Genomic DNA, 18,762 nt, shown 5'->3' with positions numbered 1-18,762 from the left:
GATATGGATTTTAACAAAGATACGGCAAAAAAAACAGCCGAACTCCTTTTACAAATAAAAGCTATAAAATTAAGTCCCCAAGAACCTTTTACATGGGCTTCAGGATGGAAATCTCCTATTTATTGTGACAACAGAATTACTTTATCTTACCCTAGTGTTAGAAATTTTTTAAAAGAAAAAATAGCTAAAATAGTCGAAGATAAACATGGTAAACCTGATGTTATTGCTGGAGTTGCTACTGGTGCCATTGCAATTGGCGTTTTAGTAGCTCAAGAATTAGGTGTGCCTTTTGTGTATATAAGACCTGAACCCAAAAAACACGGAAGACAGAACCAAATTGAAGGGCATTTAGAAAGTGGACAAAATGTTGTAGTAATTGAAGATTTAATCAGTACTGGAAAAAGCAGCTTACAAGCTGTAAAAGCTTTAAAAGAGGCTAAAGCCACCGTTAAAGGTATGGTTGCTATTTTTTCATACGGATTTGATATCGCTACCGAAAACTTTAAGGAAGCTAACATAGAACTTACCACACTTAGTAACTATGAGTTTTTACTTGAACAAGCTCTTGACAGTAAATACATAACTAGTGAAGAGTTACGTACTTTGGAAGACTGGAGAGTTTCACCTAGTACATGGAAACAAAATGAAGAAACTTTAAAATAACAATAATATAAATGAATATAGAAGGAAATACAGTAGTTGTAAAAAAATCAACAAAGGAGCTTTTTGAATTTTTTACTAAACTAGAAAACTACGAGCAATTAATGCCTGAAAGTACTCAGAAATTCGAAGTAGATGGAGAAAGTTTTATTTTTGGCTTAAAAGGTATGCCAGAAATAAGATTAGTAATGAAAGAAAAAACAGAGTTTTCAAGTGTTGTTTTAGGAGCAGCAAGTAGTAAATTACCTTTTACACTATCTTCAGACATAAAAGAATTAAACGAAAATGAAAGCGAAGTTACTTTAAAATTTGAAGGTGACTTTAATCCAATGATGGCAATGATGGTAAAAAAACCTTTAAATAAGTTTATAGAGACTTTAACTGAAAATATTTCTAAGTTATAAAGAATTTTAAGCAAAAGAAACTTCTTTAATTTCAAATTCCTGAATGGTTTCATCGCTTAATTCAATTTGAAGTTTCCCTTGAATTGAAATTCCAATAATTTTACCCATAAATAAAACGTTCTGACTTGTTTTAAACATACTTGGAACGTTTTTTTTATGCAATACAGCTAGGTATCTTTTTTCTAAATTGGTGTATTGTGCTGCATTTAACAACGCTACATTCTGTTGTAATTTTTCTAAAACCAACAATAATACAGTTTCTAAATCAAACTCTTTTTGAAAAATATCTTTTAAAGAAACTGCCTTTAATGAGCTGTTAGTGATAAATTCTTCGTTTACATTAAGACCAATTCCAATAATAGATGACTGAATTTCTACCCCTTTTAAAGAATTTTCAATTAAAACTCCACAAATCTTTCTGCCTTCTGACAGAATGTCGTTTGGCCATTTAATAGTTAATTCAGGGACAGAAAGATCTTTAAGCGCTTCATAAACACTTACTGCAATTGTAAAATTTAAATATCTATGATTACTAACCAACAAATTAAAAAACCTAGAAAAAACACTAAAAGTCAAGTTCTTACCTACTTCAGCGTCCCAAACTGTATTCATTTGACCTCTTCCAGATGTTTGATGTTTAGCCACAACAACAGTGAAATTTTCTAATGCTGTACTTAATGCCATTTCTTTTAAAAAAGAATTCGTTGAATCAATGGCATTAACTTTGATTATTCTCATATAAGTTTTGCAAGTAAAAGTAGTGTCAATAATACGTAAATTACTCGCAAAAAAATAATAACTTTGCTAAAACTTAATTTTTTTTGATGACAAAAAAACAAGCGAACACAGATGATTTACTTGCTGTGATAATAAAAGGGATTGATGATGTAAAAGGAGAAAACATCCAACTACTTGATTTAAGAGAAATTGATAATACCGTTTGTGATTATTTCATAATCTGTTCTGGTACTTCAAATACGCAAGTGAATGCGATTTCTGGAGCAGTACAAAAAGCCGTAAGTAAAGAATTAAAAGATAAACCGTGGCATGTTGAAGGACAAGGTAATGCAGAATGGGTTTTAATGGACTATGTAAACGTTGTTGTACATATTTTTCAAAAGCATGTACGTGAGTTTTATGACATTGAAAGTCTTTGGGGAGATGCCAAAATAACAGAAATAAGCCCTGCTTAAATTACCAACTTTTTGAAACAAATTTTATGAGTGACAAGAAAAAAAACACGCCCAAGCTAACCTTCAATTCTTTTTGGATTTACATTCCTATTATAATTTTATTTGTAGGGTTAAGCTTTTTTAACTCTGGGAATATTGGATCTAGAAATATTTCTAAAAATGAGTTTACTAAAATTTTAGAAGCAAATGATATTGAAAAAATTGTTGTAGAAAACAACAATGTTGCTCAAGTTTTTGTGAAAGAAGAAGCTAGTAAAAAAGACCAACATAAAAAAATAACGGACTCTCCTTTCTACAGAAAAGGTGCTCCTTTATATGTTTATAATTTTGGTAATCAAGAGAATTTTGAAAAAGAAATTTCAAAAGAAAAACAAGATCATAATTTAGATTTTGACATCACTAATATTGAGAGAACTAGTTTGATGGATACCTTTATTAGTTTTCTTCCTTTTATCTTACTTATTGCTATTTGGTTATTCTTTATGAGAAGAATGTCTGGAGCTGGCGGTGGAGCTGGTGGCGGAGGTCAAATTTTCAATATTGGTAAATCTAGAGCTAAGCTTTTTGACAAAGACACAAAAGTTAAAACAACTTTTAAAAACGTAGCTGGTTTAGAAGGTGCTAAAGAGGAAGTTCAAGAAATTGTTGATTTCTTAAAAAGCCCTGAAAAATATACCAAATTAGGGGGTAAAATTCCAAAAGGAGCTCTTTTAGTAGGGCCTCCTGGTACTGGTAAAACTCTTTTAGCTAAAGCTGTAGCTGGTGAAGCTGGTGTACCTTTTTTCTCTTTATCAGGTTCTGATTTTGTTGAAATGTTTGTAGGTGTTGGAGCTTCTCGTGTTAGAGATTTATTTAAACAAGCACAACAAAAATCACCATCTATTATATTTATAGATGAAATTGACGCTATTGGTAGAGCTAGAGGTAAAAATAGTATGACAGGTGGTAATGACGAGCGAGAAAACACTTTAAATCAGCTATTAACAGAAATGGATGGTTTTGGTACTGACACCAATGTTATTGTATTGGCTGCTACCAACCGTGCAGATGTTTTAGATAAAGCTTTAATGCGTGCTGGTCGTTTTGACAGACAGATTTATGTAGATTTACCTGACTTACATGAGCGTAGAGAAATTTTTGAGGTTCATATTAAACCTTTAAAACTATCTGACAACGTTAATCTTGAATTCTTAGCACAACAAACTCCTGGTTTTTCTGGAGCTGATATTGCCAATTTATGTAATGAAGCTGCATTAATTGCTGCACGTACTAACAAAACTGCAATTCATCATCAAGATTTCTTAGATGCTGTTGATAGAATTGTTGGTGGTTTAGAAAAGAAAAACAAAGTAATTACTCCAAAAGAAAAGAAAGTAATTGCTTTTCATGAAGCTGGTCATGCTACAGTAAGTTGGATGCTTGAACATGCTGCTCCTTTAGTAAAGGTAACTATTGTACCAAGAGGTCAATCATTAGGAGCTGCATGGTATTTACCTGAGGAAAGAAAAATTGTTCAAACTGAACAAATGTTAGATGAAATGTGTGCCACTATGGGAGGTAGAGCTGCTGAAAAATTAGTTTTTGATAAAATTTCTACAGGAGCTTTAAGTGACTTAGAAAAAGTTACAAAGCAAGCTAGAGCAATGGTTACCGTTTATGGTTTAAATGATAAAGTTGGAAACATTACCTATTATGACTCTACAGGTAACGATTCTTTTGTAAAACCATATAGTGATTCAACAGCTAAAACTATTGATGAAGAAATTTCTAAAATAATTGAAGGTCAATATATAAGAGCTATAGAAATATTAAAACAGCATAGAGATAAACTAACTTTGCTTGCTGAACGTTTATTAGAAAAAGAAGTTATTTTTAAAGACGATTTAGTTAAAATATTTGGTGAAAGACCATTTGAGAAAAAAGAAGAAAACACAGGAATTAATAAAGAAGAATAAGTTTTTGTTTTTTAAATGAATTTTTTTAAAAAGTTATTTAAATCTTATAGTACTGAATCATCTAAAGAAGAAATTAACCAACAACCAGTTAATTTATCTTTAGATGATTTGTTTGTACATAATTTCATTAATAAAGGTGGTAAGTTTTTATATTGCACTAGTTTTAATGAAGTTATTATAAACTTAGAAAATATAGTAAAGGAAAATGATTGGAAAGATATATCATGTACAGATTTTGACTTATTAAAAATCACACAACAAATCTCAATAAATACGCAAAAGAAAGCTAATAAACTTGTACCCTTTTTTACTACGTGTGAGCATTTGATTGCTAACAAAGGAGATATTTTATTTTCTTCAAATCAATTGGGTAGTCAAAAAATTTCTGAATTATCTGAGAATTTTATAGTCTATGCCACCACTAGTCAACTTGTTAAAAATACAAGCGAAGGTTTAACAGGAATAAAAACGCATTTCAGCGGTAATATTCCTACAAATATTAGCTCAGTAACCAATTACACAATACAAAAGAATAGTGATGATTTTTTAAATTACGGTAATAGTAATTCTAAAAACCTTTACTTATTACTTTTTGAAGACCTTTAATAATGCAAAATCTACTAACAAGAAGTATTTCTGCACTAGTTTATGCAATAATTTTTATCTCAGCAATATTATACTCTGTTGATTCTTATTCTATTTTAATAGCTTTATTCGCTATTATTTGTTTATGGGAGTTTACTAAGTTAATCCAATTTAAAAACTTTATCCCATATTTATTATTACCACTAATAATTAGCTATTTAAAATGGTATGTATCTGAAAGAATAAACTTATTTATTCTTATTGCTACTCTTTTATCTTCCATTCAATTATTATACAATTTATATAAGCACAAAGCTGATAAGCCACAAAATTTCATGGATAAGTTGGATTTATGTATTCGATATGTTATTCTACCTTTTACTTATTTAATGATTTTACCAATTATTGAAAATACTTATCAGCCTTATATTATTATTTATATTGTTATTTTAATATGGACCAATGATAGTTTTGCCTATTTAGTAGGTAAAAATTTTGGTAAAACAAAACTATTTGAGAAAGTTTCACCTAAAAAAACAATTGAAGGATTTATAGGTGGGTTGGTTTTTTCCTTAATTATTGGAGTATTAATTGGCTATATCTCTGCTACATTCTCTATTTTAAACTGGATTATTATAGCTTTAATTGTTTCTATCTTTGGTACTTTAGGCGACTTAATTGAGTCAAAATTTAAAAGGCAAGCTAATGTAAAAGATAGTGGAACTATTATGCCTGGACATGGAGGTTTATTAGACAGACTTGATAGTCTTTACTTTCTAGCTCCTTTTGTATATTTGTACATACACTTTTTACTTTAAAAAAAGTTACCTAATAAACGTCTTTTTTATGACCCGTGATTTAGATTCACAATTTAAAGAAGCTTATAGAATAGCTTCTAACATGGAAGAAAGGTTACCTCCAGACATTATGCTTAGACTTTATGCCTATTATAAGCAAGCTGTTAAAGGAGACCAGTTTCCATTGAATTCTAATACTAAAGGTTTGAGAAATGCGTTTAAATTTAATGCTTGGGTTCAACTTAAAGGGATGAGCTCCGAGGATGCCAAAAAAGAATATATTAACTTAGTAAATACTATTATAAAACAACACTCATGAAAAAAATAATTGTTCCTTTATTTATTTGCTTTATAGCACTACAACTAACTTCTTGTAAAAAAGAAGCAAAAAAGGAAGCTACTGAAACAAACGTAGAAGAGGTTAAAGAAGTAGAAAAACAAGCTCCTTTCTCTTTAAAGAATGCTGAAAATGCAATTAACTGGACAGCTTATAAGACTACTGAAAAAGTTCCTGTAAAAGGACAATTCCAAAAAGTAGAGATTACTAAAGGTGGTGACGGTGCTACTGCAAAAGAAGCTATTAACAATGCTGAATTCTCTGTACCTGTAAGTAGCATTTTTACTAAAGATACTAGTAGAGATTTTAAAATCAAGAAGTTCTTTTTTGGTATTATGGATAAAACGGAATTACTTTCTGGAAAATTAGTTCTAGAAAATGATTCTATTGGTTATTCTGACATTACTATGAATGGCGTTACTAAAAAACTTCCTTTTACTTATTCTATAAAAGATAAGGTTTTTAACATGAATTCCACTATGAAAATCACTGACTGGAAAGCTGAAAAAGCTTTAGCTTCTTTAAACGAAGCTTGTAAAGAATTACACAAAGGTGCTGATGGTGTATCTAAAACTTGGGATGAAGTTGCCATTCAAATCACTTCAACTTTTAAATAAAATAAATATATTTATCTATAGACAAAGCCTTAGCATATGCTAAGGCTTTGTTACTTTTAATGTAAATATTAATGGATATAACTTCTCTTTAGTTACATACATTCCTTCTTTGGTGGCTTCTAAATTAGGTAATACATCATATGGACTTTCATCATACTCTTTTAAATATTCTATCTGTAAACCTTCTGAAGTTAATGCAGTAATAACATCTCCTAATCCGTGATTCCAACCATATTCTTTACTCATAATTTCTGCTTCATTATTTGCATACGTTCCTGAGTACTCTTCGTAAATCACTTCTTTTTGATTGTATCCATATTTTAAAACTGACTCGTTTTCTAAATAATCAAACATCCAAACTATAGGGTGAAATTCTGCCATAAAAAACGTTCCTCCACTTTTTAACTTAGCGGCTATCATTTTTGCCCATGGTTTTAAATCTGGTAACCAACCAATAGTTCCGTAACTAGTAAAAACAATATCAAATGTTTCATGTACATAGGTTTCTACATCGTAAACATTGCAGCAAACAAATTCAGCATCTAAACCCAACTCTAGGTTTAATTCTTTCGCTAACTTTATTCCTTCATTAGATAAATCAATTCCAGTACATTTAGCTCCCATTCTACTCCAACTTAAAGTGTCTTGCCCAAAATGACATTGCAAATGCAGTAAAGATTTTCCTTCAACATTTGGTAGCGCTTCTAATTCGTATTTATTTAATGAACTTTTTCCTTTTTTAAAAGCTTCTAAATCATACATACTACTTTTAGCATGCACTGCTACTTTTTTATTCCAAGTTTCCTTATTGGTTTCAAAATAATGTTCGTTAGATTTCATAGTTATTATTTAAATAAGTTGATTAGTAACGAAGATAGTATATTAATATAAAAACTTAATAAATTCTTTCAACTTGAATTAAGCAAGAAAAAAAAACTATTCATAACTCCATAAATAGTCTTTTAAATTATTAGTATTGTTTTAATACTTGAAACTCATCATAGGTTAATTTCCATTGACCATTTATATTTTCCCATTTCTCTTGATAAATTTTACCCTCTCCAATATTCATGCTCCACAAAGAGGATAAAGTAACACTATTATCTGTTATCACTTCAAAAATAGGGTTATGATAAGTTAAGTTTGTAGCCCCGTCAGCTATCATTTTTGACCAAAATCCTTCTATAGGTTGTTTTCCGTTTACCGTTTGAAATGGAACAGCATTCATAGTAGCATTTTCTGAGTAACCATTACCACATATTTTTCCTTTTCCTGCATTAAATCCGTTTGTCCATTTTATAGATTCCTTAATAACATTTTCTAAAATAGTATGACTCGCAACTGGGTTAGTTAAGTTTTCTTTTGGTGTTTTATATTGTTCTAATACTTGAAAATTATCATAACTTAACACCCATTTATCTTTTTTCTTTTCCCATTTTTCTTGATAAATAACACCTGCTACAACATTCATACTAAAGTTTGCAGATAAGAACGCAGTATTTTCATTTACTACTTCAATTTTAATATTACTATACACTAAGTTTGTTGCTCCTGATGCTATAAATGGTTTCCAAAAACTTTCTATTTCTTTTCTTCCTTTTTTTACTCCTATAGGAGTTGCACTTAATACAGCAGTTTCATTATAAGCATTTACACAATATTCTGAATTCCCTTTATTAAAGTTTTCTGTCCATGTTTTACTTGCTTTTAGTACTTCTAATGCTATATTATGATGTGCTGTAGGGGAATGTGAAATGTACGATTGCTCTGTTTTTTCTACTACGGTTTCTTTTAATTTTTGCCCACAAGAGCTAAATACTGTCATTAATATTAATACTAGTATTCTATTTTTTTTACTTTTCATTTCGTTCTTGTTTTAAATTTATTTATGCAAAGAAAGAACGATTAAAAGAATTATACTTGTGACTTTTATCACATGCCATTGCATCTATAGCATTTCAAACATAAATTATTTCAATACTATTTCTATTTGTTTTTGACCTAAATGAATTTTTTTATCTTTTTCTAAAGTCTTTAAAAGTCTAGATACCACCTCTCTTCTTGTACCTAATTCTCTGGCTAGCTCTTGGTGTGATTTTTTTAGAATGTTATTTTTAGCTTTAGAAACAATATAATCAAACAATCTATCTTTAAGTGGTTGAAATGCCAAGTTTGCATATTGATTAATTAGGTGTATATAACTATCCCTAAAGGTTTTGGCAGTAAAATTATTCCAAGATTTATATTTAAAGTTCCAATCTTTCACAAATCTAACAGGAATGTTAAGTAGTGTACAATCTTCCTCTACAAGAGCATTCACTGTGCTTTTACAGTCTTCAAAACAAGCTGATAAAGACAATGTACAGGTTTCCATCGCAGTGAGGTAATATATTAGAATTTCTCTACTATCATTTTCTTGGTAAACTCTTACTTTACCTTGTAAAACTATTTTTAAAACTTTTATATATTGTTGATTTTTAATAATAAAATCTCCTTTCTTATGATGCGTTATAGTCGCATTTTTTTGAAGTTCATTTATTAACTCTTCTTCAGTTATTTTAATGTTTTTTATAAAATTTTCTAACATTATTAATTTTAGATTTACAAAATAGTTTAGTACAAATATCAACATTTAAATATCAAATATTTTACCATAACTCAGCGTACTTTTTATTTATATTTTAAATAAAAAGCACTCTTGAAACCTACTTTAAAATCCAGTTAATTAAATCATCTACATCAATAATTGACCAACTATGAGGATGTCTATCTCCATTTCTTCTGTATCCTTTGTTTTCTGTTTGAATAAGCTCTATGTTTTGCCAATCTTTATCTTTTAATAACTGATAACTTTTTTGGAGTACATATGCATTAGTACTTTCAAAATTAGTTTTCCTGTTTTCTTTCCACCATAAAGTATCTGGCTCTGTATAAAAACGAATTTTCTTATTTTTTAAATTCTGAATTTTATTTGAATTAAATGTACGTACTGTAATAGGCGATACCTTTTGAAGGTTAATAAGTAAGTTTTCATCTTTTCCAAACTCATTTTCAAAATACTTAATTATAAATTTTGGTTCGGTAAGTCTTTCTTTTGTCAAGTCTGTTCTTATTATATCTTTTTTAGAACTCTGGTAAAGTGCATATAAATCTATTGGTGAATCCACCACAAAAACACCTTTTGGCTGTACTAAAGAGTTTGACTTACACAAATAATTAGCTATTGAAATAGCAACTGTACCTCCTATTGACATTCCGCCTATAAAAACCTCTTGACTATTTAAATTATTCTCTTCAACTATTTTTTCAATCTTTATTTTCAATTGACTGGAAGTTTCTTCATCAATCCATAAATGACGATTAAAGTTTATCAATAGAACAGAAATATTACTACTAATAGCTTTTTCAATAATCTTGAAGTTTTTCTTAGTATCACTAAGGAGTTCACCTCCTCCTGGAAAAACAATTAATAAAGCATTTGAATTATTACTTTTAATTAACTCATACTCTTCTGTTATTATGGTTGTTGGTTCATTTGCTTTTAATTTTGAATCTTTCTTTACTTTACATCCTAAGAGTAAAAGAAAACATAGAATCAACATTTTTTTTGATACTCTAAGTGCTATATAATTATATTTAAACATACTTCTATTTGATTTTCTATTAATGAATATTTCCCATCATTCTTTTAATAAAAGGTGAAAATAACAAGACCAATACACTTATTAAAATGGTTAAAATTCCAAAACCTGCATATACTGACACGTAAGAATACAATTGATGAAAAATAGGTTTTTGTGTTAAAACTATTTCACTAGATAAACCCGTTATTAGTTCTGTTATATTACCTAAAATCCCTTGAGAAAAAACTCCTAAATCTCCACTAGAAACTGTGGTTAACTTCGCTATTTTACCTGCAAAAAAATGCCCATAGAAATTAGCAGAAAACCAAACTCCCATAATAAAGGCAATGTATTTTATTGGTGATAATTCTGTCATTTTAGAGAGCCCTATTGGAGACAAACATAATTCTCCAATAGTATAAATTAGCGTACCTATTATTAGATAAAACATAGGCGTTTTTCCTAGTTCATCTACTTGATAACCTGACAACCCGAAAATAACAAATCCTAACCCTAAAAAAAATAAACCTAGCCCAAACTTTATTACTGAGTTTGGGTTTTTATTTATTCTACTTAAATAAGTCCATAAAATAGAAAATGGAATAGCTAATAAAATAATAAATCCTGAGTTTAAACTATTGGTTTGAGCTGCATTTACTCCTATGAGATTTACATTTCTATCTGCAAATAGTGTTAAAGAGCTTCCTGCTTGTTCAAAAATGGCTGAAAAAAGTGTATATAATACTGTAAAGTATATGGCTACAATTAGTTGTTTTCTTTCTTTTAATGTTACACTTTTTAAAATATTAAATAAATAAACGATTAAAAAAATGGATACTAGCCAAACTAAATAATGTTCAAATTCATGAAATCTGACAATTAGTGCAAATATTGGTACAGCTAAAAATGCACCTACAGTTACCAAGTTTCCAATAGTTATCCCTAGCTTTTTTTTATAAAAAAGTGTTTTATTAGATATTAATCCATGTTCTTCAAAAACATTTTTTCTCAATCCATCTTTAAATACTAATAAACCAATAAGCATTCCAATTCCTGCTAACACAAACCCATAATGCCAACCATATAACTCTGCCAACCAAGCACATAATAAAGGAGCAATAGCGCCTCCAATGTTTACGCCCATGTAAAATATAGTAAAACCTGCATCCCTCCTATTATCTCCTTCCTTGTATAACTTTCCTACTAAGGATGAAATATTAGGTTTAAAAAAACCATTTCCTATAATTATTAACGATAATGAACTGTAAAAGAATATTGGTTGCTCAAATGTTAAAAAAAAGTGACCTAATGCCATTAAAATACCACCTAACATAATGGCTTTTCTAAACCCTATTATTTTATCTGCAAGCATTCCTCCGATCATTGGAGTAACATATACTAACGACATATAAGCTGCATATATTCCAAACGACATTTGGTCTGAAAACAATAAATGTTTAGTCATGTACAAAACCAGTAAAGCTCTCATTCCATAAAAAGAAAAACGCTCCCATAATTCTGCAAAAAATAAATATAACAATCCTTTTGGATGTCCTAAAACATCACTTGTAGCTGTATGATTTTTCATGTATTAAATTGTTTTTAGCGAATGTATATTCAGATAAATCATTTTAAAATCATTGTAGCTAATTGTCACAAAGAATAAGGCGTTGTAACTTTTTGTAATTAAAAAAACACCTGATATACAGGTGTTTTTATAAAAGATTCAACCAGTACTAGATAATTACCTTTTTAAAAATAGGTATTGGTTTCCTCCAAAAATATCTACTATTTATCTCTTTTCTTATTAATTCACTAGTAAACGTTGTACTTCTTTTTCACCATTAAAATCTAATGTAATTAAATAAGTACCTGTTGACAGTGATGCTAAGTTAATTCGTTTATTATTTACATTTCCTTGTTTTACTAACCTTCCTGTAACATCATGAATAACATAGTAAGAGGCTTTTTTAGTTGCTATAATTTTTAGTTCATCACCTGTTAATGGATTTGGATATAGTTTAACTTTAGTTTCTTTTTCAGCATCTGTTATAACCGCCTCTTTAACCTTACCTGTTTTGGCAGCATTATTACCTATTACAAAATTCACAACTTCTTGGCGAGCAAAATTTCCTCCTTGTGCTTGTGAAACGCCATTCACTGATAATGTATACGACCCATTTCCAAAACTACAACATATTCCGTCTCCAATACTATCATTAATTGTAAGTCTATAACTTCCATTTTCTAAACAAAGTTCAGTTACTTTAGTTGTACTTTGATCTGCTGATCTAAACGATGCAACAGATTCTATCTCTGCTCCTGTACCTGTATTTATAATACTCCAACTTGTTTCATTAGGAAATTCATCTAATGTTAAAGAGAAATTTACATTAGTACAAGCAGCATTATTACCTTCTATAATTTCAAAATCTTCATTTGATAAATCAAAGAATATGTTATTATGTCCTTTTACCATAATTCTATTTCCTGTTCCAACATTATCAGGTACTGTAATTGTATGTGATCCATCATTAGTAACGTTACTAGCTAATGAAATTAAGTCAAAACTCTGTCCATCATCATCAATTCCATCATTATTTTCATCATCAATTTCAGTTTCATCAACCATCAAAAATATGTCTACTGTCCTAGCATTAATTCCGTTTCTTGTAGTTCCTGCCACATTCCACCTAACAGTCTCTTGACTTCCTACTTCCCACTGAATACCAGTAGCATTAGGTGCTGTTACTACAAATGGGCCTGCTGTGGCTACAGTTCTTACCGTCATATTATCACTATTATTAGCTCCTCCACCTGCTCTATTATCTCTTACTGTGAATCTAAAATTCATTGTACGTGATACATTAGGTACAGCTTCCCATCTCCATGAAGTATTTCCTTGCTTAACAGTACTTAATCTTGGAAAATATCTTTTGTTTGAGATTGATGGTGCAAAAGAACGAAAAGCTGGTCCTACATTTCTATTTACACTTGGAACTGTAGATGTATTATCTCCACTATCCATTTGCTCCCAAGTATACGTTAATCTATCATTTGCATCTCTGTCTTGTCCTTCTCCTTCTAAAACAAAAGCGGTTCCTCTTGGAATTACAAAATTATTTCCAGCATCAGCTTGTGGTGTATTATTTCTTGTTCTAGTTTCTACATCACAAGCAGTACCGCCTATAAAATTTGTTACTTGCTCAATTGATGCTGCATGAAAATAAGGATCAGAATTCAACTGAACATTTCTTGCCCCTTCTAAACCTGCATATCCCATAATAGTTGAACCACTTCCTGGTTCCATTTGTACTCCTGTTCTCTCATTTCTTCTAGATGTCCAAGTATGATTAGCTCCAAATTGATGTCCTATTTCATGTGCTAAGAAATCAACATCAAAAACATCTCCTTCTGGATTAACTCCCAATGTAAATGCTTTAGATTTATGATCAATATTATTAACATTAGCTCCATTACAAACTTCTCCTGGTGCAAAACCTGAATCATCTCCTGCTCCAAATAAATGACCAAAATCATATTGGATTCGAGCACCATTAACCCTAGCATTTTCAAAAATAGAAGTTAACTCTCTTAAACTTCTTACTGTATTTGGATCGTCGTTAAAACTAAAAGGATCTGGATTTAAGCGGCTATTAGTAAAAACTCTTGTAAATGTTAAGTTTAAATGAATTGCAAAATCTCTTTCATAAATTCCATTTACACGAGTTAATGAGGTATTAATAGCTCCAACAACTATAGCTTCTAATTGCGCTGCAGTTCCTCTTTCTCCAGCAGTATGGTGGGCATAGTACTCATCAGAAGCTACTACTGCAATATCATAAGTTCTTAATATTCCATCATCCGCATTTCTAGCTGAATTTTTACTACGCTTTTGCCCTTTTTTATGACTTACAGCTTTTGTATTACATTTGAAGTTTGGTTTTTCTTCTTCTTTTTGAGCTCTTGTAAAAACCGAATACGTTTCTTTATTTCCATATGGTTCTATAAAAACATCATTCGTTCCAACAGATAATCTCATCGCATTTAATCCTTTTGGAGAAATACTGAAGTGAATTACTGAACTTGAATTATTGACAGCAATTCCTATGTAAGATTTTATGCCTGGGAATTTTGCAGATAAATCTGGACTTAACACAGCGTTTTCAGCTATTTTAAAAGTTTCCATTTTTCCTTGAGCATTAGGAAACTGCATTATTAAATTTGATGACTTTGCTTTTGACCTTTCTCTAGCAGATTGTTTTAGAGATTTCTTAAATTGTTCAAAGTCTAGTTGAAACAATATTTTGTCTGGTAGATTTTTTGCTCTTTTTAAATTAATACCTTTCGATGGGGACTTCGCAAGTTTTTTCCAATGGTTAGTTTGTGAAAAACCTTTCATCATAGAAACAACCATGATGAAAAAAATTAGTTTTTTTTGCATATTAGTAAATTTTATCGTTCTAAAATAGAACAGGCTCTGTATAAAAAACCCTACATAAAATTATTTTATCCTCAACAAAAACAACTATAAATTATCAAAAAAACACTTTATCAAAAACATTAATACCATATTCTCAAAAACATTAAAATTCCTTTTTTTAAACAAACATATAAACAACTGAAAAACAAAACATTAAACACAAATACTATATTAACATAGAAGCACAAAAAACGATACTATTTTTGCTAAAAAAATAATTTAAAAGACTGTTATAATTTTTTTTAAAAAAAACTACGATTTGTTCTTTTTAAATTCATTCAATAGCGCTTCTTCTATAAAAATATTCTGTGGTAAGATTCGTAATCTATATTTACTTTCACCTATGAATGTAATAATATCTTTACGCTCTAATTTACTGTCTTGCGGTAATTGTAAAATAGCATTTATATTATCTATAATTCTAGTAACATAGGTTTGGCTTTTTATTTCTCCACCGTAACAAACCTTTATACTTTGCTCATTTGCAAGCATATATTTTCTTTTAAAAGCAAAATTTAATAGGTTTCTATATTGAGTTGTTTTTGAACCAAAATCTATTTTTTCATTTATAATACCTTTAGAAGGAATGGTTAACTCTATTAAAGACCAATCTAAAAAACTAATTTTCATCTCATTTGGTTTGGGCGTATGCGCTAGTTGAATCACCCAACTGGTTGCTAGTACTAAAAATACTGCAACTAATGATGTTTTGGTTATAACTCTAATAAGATGATTAAAGAAATTATTATTTAACTGAGTAAAAACATCTGATAACTGTGATATGAACAACAAAAAAATTGCAAATACAGCTATAAATGCTACTAATTTTAAATCACGATGCATAAAAGTTCTGAAAAAAGACACCGCCATTAAAAAACATAAAAAAGTAGTTAATAATACATCAGGTATAGAAGTTAATTTTACTCCGTAATATATTTTAGTACCCAAACTAAAAGAAAGCAGTAAAGTTATAGAAGCTACTACAATAATTATTGTAGCTATTATTTTAACATTCTTTTCATTTCTATAAATAAACTTAGGCGCATCATACACATAATAAAGTGCTAACAACCAAAATAGGTTATTAAAGGTAGATAACAGGTTAACGCCTATTTGATAACTAAGGGTTTCTTCAAAATTAAAATGATTTGCTATAAAAGCCCAGCTTCCTGAAAATACCCATACCAACATTCCAAAACTTAAATACAATAACCCTTTATCAACCCTTTTTATTGTATTCCCTTCTTCTAAAACTTGATAGAATCTTTTTCGAATATTATAATAAATAGCTAATAATAAAATAGCCCCTATTAATGAAATAAAAATGTGAGATAAATTATGAAATTGGGTTACTTGAGACATTAAAGCATATTTAATAACCAAAAGAACAAAAAATTATTAGTAAAAAAAAGATATTCATCTTTCTATGAATATCTTTTTTTTAGTTCTTTATGGTTTTATTTTATGCTAAAATACTATTTACTAGTTCTTTTTTAGCATTATCGTCATCACCAAACAACCATTGTAGTACATTGTCTTCCCACATTTCATCTCGCTCAACCTCAGTTATAATATCTCTTTTTATAGCCAAATCTAATATTTTACCAGGATAAGATGACTGTTTATCACTTTCCATTTCTCCTAATGGATATGGGTCATCCAACCCAATTAATACTTGTTTTGACCCTTGATTTTTAATTAAAAGATCTAATGAACCAGTATCATGCACCAAGGTATCAAAGAAAATATTTTTATGTCCTACTGCTTTTCTAGGATGAATTTTTCCTTCAAATAAATCTGAACGTCCATCAAATCCTTGGATTCTTCTTCCTAAATTCATTTGCGCTAATTGCCCTCCGTGTGCAAAACAAACACGCATGTTTGGATATTTTTCGTAATATCCATTTAAGGTTAAAAAATGATAAGCATCTGCACACTGCGCTAACATCCATATCAAATGAAAGCGCCATGAGGTGTTTTGAAGTTTTATAAATTTTTCTCCATCATATGGATGTACCTCAACCGCTAAATTATATTTATCTGCTAACTCAAAAATAGGCTCATTTTCTTCATCAAAAATACAACGCCATGTTCCTATAGTATCCATGTAGTGTGTTGGTAAACACAACAATCGCATTCCTAATTCTTCTACACATCGCTCTATTTCCCAACATGCTCCTCTAACAAATCCTGGATGCACAACAAACCCACAAGTAAACTTAGACGGGTGCTCATGTTGTACTTTGGCATTAAAATCGTTTTGAAAACGTAAAGCTTGTTTCATTTCTTCTAAACGTAAACCATTTCCATATAGCTGAGAAAGGTTTAAAACTACTGCATGGTCTATTTTAAAATGTTCCATCCAAGCTAGTTTTTCATCTAAAAAGAAACTAGAATCCGTTACTGGACGACTCCAATCTTTTTGCAACATAAATTTTCTATCCTTATCTACCCAAAAAATTCCTTTGTCTTTCATAAACTGTGGAATTTCCTCTGGATAAGGTAACAAATGTGAATGTCCGTTAATGCGTAGTTTCCGTTTTTTCATTTTGTTTAGTTTTTTGTTAGCAATAACTTTGAGTTAGTTTTTAGTTTATTTGTTTTTTATTGGCACCGCCAGAAGTTATAATACCCTGAGGCTTGCCTTGAAATTAAACTTATTGTCTTATTAAATGTCTCATGGGGTTGCCCCGAGATAGTTTACTTAGGAGCTTCCATTATTGTTCCACAATTATTACAAGTACATTTGTCTTTGTCTGAATAATACTTATCAAATATTTTAGGCATATCTGTTTCTATATTATCTAATGCAAATTTTTCTCTATACAGCTGATTCCCGCAATTTTCACAATACCACTCTAAGGCATCCATCATACCTTCTGAACGTGGGTACTCAATTACCAATCCAACTGTGTTTGCTTTTCTTTGTGGAGAATGTGGTATTTTCGATGGCAACAAATAAATGTCTCCTTCATTTATTTCTACATCTATCATTTCTCCTTTATCATCTATAATTTTCAAAACCATATCTCCTTCTACTTGGTAGAAAAATTCTGGTGTTTCATTATAATGGTAATCTTTACGATTGTTAGGTCCTCCAACTACCATTACTATATATTCTCCTTCTTTCCAGACTTGTTTGTTTCCTACAGGTGGTTTTAATAAATGACGATGTTCATCTATCCATTTTTTAAAATTTAAAGGCTGTACTAACTTGCTCATAATTTTTTAGATTTTCTTTAGACGATTAAAAACTATAAAAACATTCTAGAGAATCTTAATTCTGCTATAATGATTTTGTTCTTCCTCCATCAACAGGAACATTAATTCCGTTAATGTAACTAGCTCTTTCACTTGCCAAGAAGACTACTGCGTGTGCTACTTCTTCAGGTTCTGCAAAACGTTTTGCTGGTGATGCATTTTTCATTATCTCCGCAATATCTTCTACTGTTTTCCCTGTTTTCTTAGCTTTATTATTAATGATTTCATTTAATCTTTCTGTAGCTGTAGCTCCTGGTAATACATTGTTTACAGTTATTCCGTGCGCTCCTAACTCATTTGCCATCGTTTTTGACCAATTAGCAACTGCACCTCTAATAGTATTAGATACTCCTAATCCATCTAAAGGTTGCTTTACCGATGTAGAAATTACATTGATAATTCTTCCATATGCTGCCTCTTTCATAAAAGGCACTACGGCTTGTGTTAGCACATGGTTACATTTTAAATGCATTGTAAATGCTTTTTCAAACTCTTCCAATTTTGCATTAAAAACTGGGCCACCAGCTGGCCCTCCAGTATTATTAATTAAAATATGATAATTTAATGCTGAAGCCGTTATTTTTTGTTTTAATTCTTCTGGGTTTGAAAAGTCAGCAACAATATAGTTATGATTTTGATTGTTATTAGGTAATTCTTTTATAACTGTTTTTAACTTTTCTCCATTACGTGCTACTAATGTTACGTTTACTCCTTCTTCTGCGAGTAAAATTGCTGTGGCTTTACCAATACCTTGTGTGCTTCCGCAAACTAATGCGTTTTTATTTTGTATGTTTAAGTTCATTTATTCATTTTTTGTCAGGTCGAGCACAGTCAAGACCTGCTTTTT

At 30.0% G+C, this 18,762-nt stretch carries 19 protein-coding genes; 8 read left to right on the top strand and 11 right to left on the bottom strand.

The features are described from left to right. Positions 1–3 precede the first annotated feature (3 nt). The gene (gene pyrE / locus ABNT65_RS01550; protein ID WP_348705947.1) at positions 4–663 is read left to right on the top strand and encodes an orotate phosphoribosyltransferase; all 660 of its coding nucleotides are present in this window, start codon (positions 4–6) and stop codon (positions 661–663) included. 11 nt (positions 664–674) lie between these two features. Next, entirely contained in the window at positions 675–1,064 is a 390-nt protein-coding gene (locus ABNT65_RS01545; RefSeq protein WP_348705945.1) for an SRPBCC family protein, read from the top strand. A 6-nt stretch (positions 1,065–1,070) separates the two neighbouring features. Here the strand turns inward: ABNT65_RS01545 and ABNT65_RS01540 are convergent, their stop codons facing one another. After that, a complete protein-coding gene (locus tag ABNT65_RS01540) occupies positions 1,071–1,802 on the bottom strand; it encodes a biotin--[acetyl-CoA-carboxylase] ligase (protein ID WP_348705944.1) in 732 nt (243 codons plus the stop codon). A gap of 86 nt (positions 1,803–1,888) precedes the next feature. Here ABNT65_RS01540 and rsfS point away from each other — a divergent pair, with 86 nt between their 5' ends. Genes rsfS through ABNT65_RS01510 form a run of 6 tightly spaced genes read left to right on the top strand, consistent with a single transcriptional unit; the run spans position 1,889 to position 6,548 of the window. Next, entirely contained in the window at positions 1,889–2,257 is a 369-nt protein-coding gene (gene rsfS / locus ABNT65_RS01535; protein ID WP_348705942.1) for a ribosome silencing factor, read from the top strand. Positions 2,258–2,283: 26 nt separating this feature from the next. Further along, positions 2,284–4,212: an ATP-dependent zinc metalloprotease FtsH gene (gene ftsH / locus ABNT65_RS01530; protein ID WP_348736848.1), complete on the top strand. Its 1,929-nt coding sequence runs from the start codon at positions 2,284–2,286 to the stop codon at positions 4,210–4,212. A gap of 15 nt (positions 4,213–4,227) precedes the next feature. Further along, positions 4,228–4,818 carry an LUD domain-containing protein gene (locus ABNT65_RS01525; protein WP_348705939.1) on the top strand — a complete coding sequence of 197 codons (591 nt, stop codon included), beginning with the start codon at positions 4,228–4,230 and terminating at the stop codon, positions 4,816–4,818. 2 nt (positions 4,819–4,820) lie between these two features. Then, positions 4,821–5,615 carry a phosphatidate cytidylyltransferase gene (locus tag ABNT65_RS01520; RefSeq protein WP_348736846.1) on the top strand — a complete coding sequence of 265 codons (795 nt, stop codon included), beginning with the start codon at positions 4,821–4,823 and terminating at the stop codon, positions 5,613–5,615. Between the two features lie 28 nt (positions 5,616–5,643). Then, complete coding sequence (locus tag ABNT65_RS01515; RefSeq protein WP_348705935.1) at positions 5,644–5,913, top strand: acyl-CoA-binding protein; 270 nt, start codon at positions 5,644–5,646, stop codon at positions 5,911–5,913. Beyond that, a complete protein-coding gene (locus ABNT65_RS01510) occupies positions 5,910–6,548 on the top strand; it encodes a YceI family protein (protein ID WP_348746975.1) in 639 nt (212 codons plus the stop codon). The genes ABNT65_RS01515 and ABNT65_RS01510 overlap by 4 nt, the downstream gene beginning before the upstream one ends. A 39-nt stretch (positions 6,549–6,587) precedes the next feature. Here ABNT65_RS01510 and ABNT65_RS01505 read toward each other — a convergent pair whose 3' ends face one another. From ABNT65_RS01505 to ABNT65_RS01460, 10 genes are all read right to left on the bottom strand, one after another. Continuing rightward, positions 6,588–7,388: a class I SAM-dependent methyltransferase gene (locus ABNT65_RS01505; protein ID WP_348746974.1), complete on the bottom strand. Its 801-nt coding sequence runs from the start codon at positions 7,386–7,388 to the stop codon at positions 6,588–6,590. A 130-nt stretch (positions 7,389–7,518) separates the two neighbouring features. Beyond that, positions 7,519–8,412 carry a hypothetical protein gene (locus ABNT65_RS01500; RefSeq protein ID WP_348705930.1) on the bottom strand — a complete coding sequence of 298 codons (894 nt, stop codon included), beginning with the start codon at positions 8,410–8,412 and terminating at the stop codon, positions 7,519–7,521. Positions 8,413–8,517: 105 nt separating this feature from the next. Beyond that, on the bottom strand, positions 8,518–9,135 hold the full coding sequence (locus ABNT65_RS01495) for a Crp/Fnr family transcriptional regulator (RefSeq protein WP_348746973.1): 618 nt from the start codon (positions 9,133–9,135) through the stop codon (positions 8,518–8,520). 118 nt (positions 9,136–9,253) lie between these two features. After that, positions 9,254–10,150: a hypothetical protein gene (locus ABNT65_RS01490; protein WP_348746972.1), complete on the bottom strand. Its 897-nt coding sequence runs from the start codon at positions 10,148–10,150 to the stop codon at positions 9,254–9,256. A gap of 61 nt (positions 10,151–10,211) precedes the next feature. After that, positions 10,212–11,759 (bottom strand): peptide MFS transporter, encoded by a 1,548-nt coding sequence (locus tag ABNT65_RS01485; protein ID WP_348746971.1) that lies wholly within the window; start codon positions 11,757–11,759, stop codon positions 10,212–10,214. Positions 11,760–11,978: 219 nt separating this feature from the next. Continuing rightward, positions 11,979–14,615 carry a zinc-dependent metalloprotease gene (locus tag ABNT65_RS01480; protein ID WP_348746970.1) on the bottom strand — a complete coding sequence of 879 codons (2,637 nt, stop codon included), beginning with the start codon at positions 14,613–14,615 and terminating at the stop codon, positions 11,979–11,981. 291 nt (positions 14,616–14,906) lie between these two features. After that, a complete protein-coding gene (locus tag ABNT65_RS01475) occupies positions 14,907–16,016 on the bottom strand; it encodes a hypothetical protein (RefSeq protein ID WP_348746969.1) in 1,110 nt (369 codons plus the stop codon). A gap of 100 nt (positions 16,017–16,116) precedes the next feature. After that, positions 16,117–17,202 carry an amidohydrolase family protein gene (locus ABNT65_RS01470; RefSeq protein WP_348705917.1) on the bottom strand — a complete coding sequence of 362 codons (1,086 nt, stop codon included), beginning with the start codon at positions 17,200–17,202 and terminating at the stop codon, positions 16,117–16,119. Between the two features lie 152 nt (positions 17,203–17,354). Then, on the bottom strand, positions 17,355–17,876 hold the full coding sequence (locus tag ABNT65_RS01465) for a 3-hydroxyanthranilate 3,4-dioxygenase (protein ID WP_348705916.1): 522 nt from the start codon (positions 17,874–17,876) through the stop codon (positions 17,355–17,357). Between the two features lie 64 nt (positions 17,877–17,940). Next, a complete protein-coding gene (locus ABNT65_RS01460; protein ID WP_348746968.1) occupies positions 17,941–18,717 on the bottom strand; it encodes an SDR family oxidoreductase in 777 nt (258 codons plus the stop codon). Positions 18,718–18,762: the final 45 nt, after the last annotated feature.

The organism is Tenacibaculum sp. 190524A02b, assembly GCF_964036645.1.
Taxonomy (GTDB): Bacteria; Bacteroidota; Bacteroidia; order Flavobacteriales; family Flavobacteriaceae; genus Polaribacter; species Polaribacter vairaonense.
Note: the sequence above shows the minus strand (reverse complement) of the source record. Positions and strands in the feature narration are given on the sequence as shown.

Coding starts and splice junctions, on each gene's coding strand:
- pyrE (WP_348705947.1), top strand. CDS start 4: ATGGATTTTAACAAAGATACGGCAAAAAAAACAGCCGAACTCCTTTTA.
- ABNT65_RS01545 (WP_348705945.1), top strand. CDS start 675: ATGAATATAGAAGGAAATACAGTAGTTGTAAAAAAATCAACAAAGGAG.
- ABNT65_RS01540 (WP_348705944.1), bottom strand. CDS start 1,802: ATGAGAATAATCAAAGTTAATGCCATTGATTCAACGAATTCTTTTTTA.
- rsfS (WP_348705942.1), top strand. CDS start 1,889: ATGACAAAAAAACAAGCGAACACAGATGATTTACTTGCTGTGATAATA.
- ftsH (WP_348736848.1), top strand. CDS start 2,284: ATGAGTGACAAGAAAAAAAACACGCCCAAGCTAACCTTCAATTCTTTT.
- ABNT65_RS01525 (WP_348705939.1), top strand. CDS start 4,228: ATGAATTTTTTTAAAAAGTTATTTAAATCTTATAGTACTGAATCATCT.
- ABNT65_RS01520 (WP_348736846.1), top strand. CDS start 4,821: ATGCAAAATCTACTAACAAGAAGTATTTCTGCACTAGTTTATGCAATA.
- ABNT65_RS01515 (WP_348705935.1), top strand. CDS start 5,644: ATGACCCGTGATTTAGATTCACAATTTAAAGAAGCTTATAGAATAGCT.
- ABNT65_RS01510 (WP_348746975.1), top strand. CDS start 5,910: ATGAAAAAAATAATTGTTCCTTTATTTATTTGCTTTATAGCACTACAA.
- ABNT65_RS01505 (WP_348746974.1), bottom strand. CDS start 7,388: ATGAAATCTAACGAACATTATTTTGAAACCAATAAGGAAACTTGGAAT.
- ABNT65_RS01500 (WP_348705930.1), bottom strand. CDS start 8,412: ATGAAAAGTAAAAAAAATAGAATACTAGTATTAATATTAATGACAGTA.
- ABNT65_RS01495 (WP_348746973.1), bottom strand. CDS start 9,135: ATGTTAGAAAATTTTATAAAAAACATTAAAATAACTGAAGAAGAGTTA.
- ABNT65_RS01490 (WP_348746972.1), bottom strand. CDS start 10,150: ATGTTGATTCTATGTTTTCTTTTACTCTTAGGATGTAAAGTAAAGAAA.
- ABNT65_RS01485 (WP_348746971.1), bottom strand. CDS start 11,759: ATGAAAAATCATACAGCTACAAGTGATGTTTTAGGACATCCAAAAGGA.
- ABNT65_RS01480 (WP_348746970.1), bottom strand. CDS start 14,615: ATGCAAAAAAAACTAATTTTTTTCATCATGGTTGTTTCTATGATGAAA.
- ABNT65_RS01475 (WP_348746969.1), bottom strand. CDS start 16,016: ATGTCTCAAGTAACCCAATTTCATAATTTATCTCACATTTTTATTTCA.
- ABNT65_RS01470 (WP_348705917.1), bottom strand. CDS start 17,202: ATGAAAAAACGGAAACTACGCATTAACGGACATTCACATTTGTTACCT.
- ABNT65_RS01465 (WP_348705916.1), bottom strand. CDS start 17,876: ATGAGCAAGTTAGTACAGCCTTTAAATTTTAAAAAATGGATAGATGAA.
- ABNT65_RS01460 (WP_348746968.1), bottom strand. CDS start 18,717: ATGAACTTAAACATACAAAATAAAAACGCATTAGTTTGCGGAAGCACA.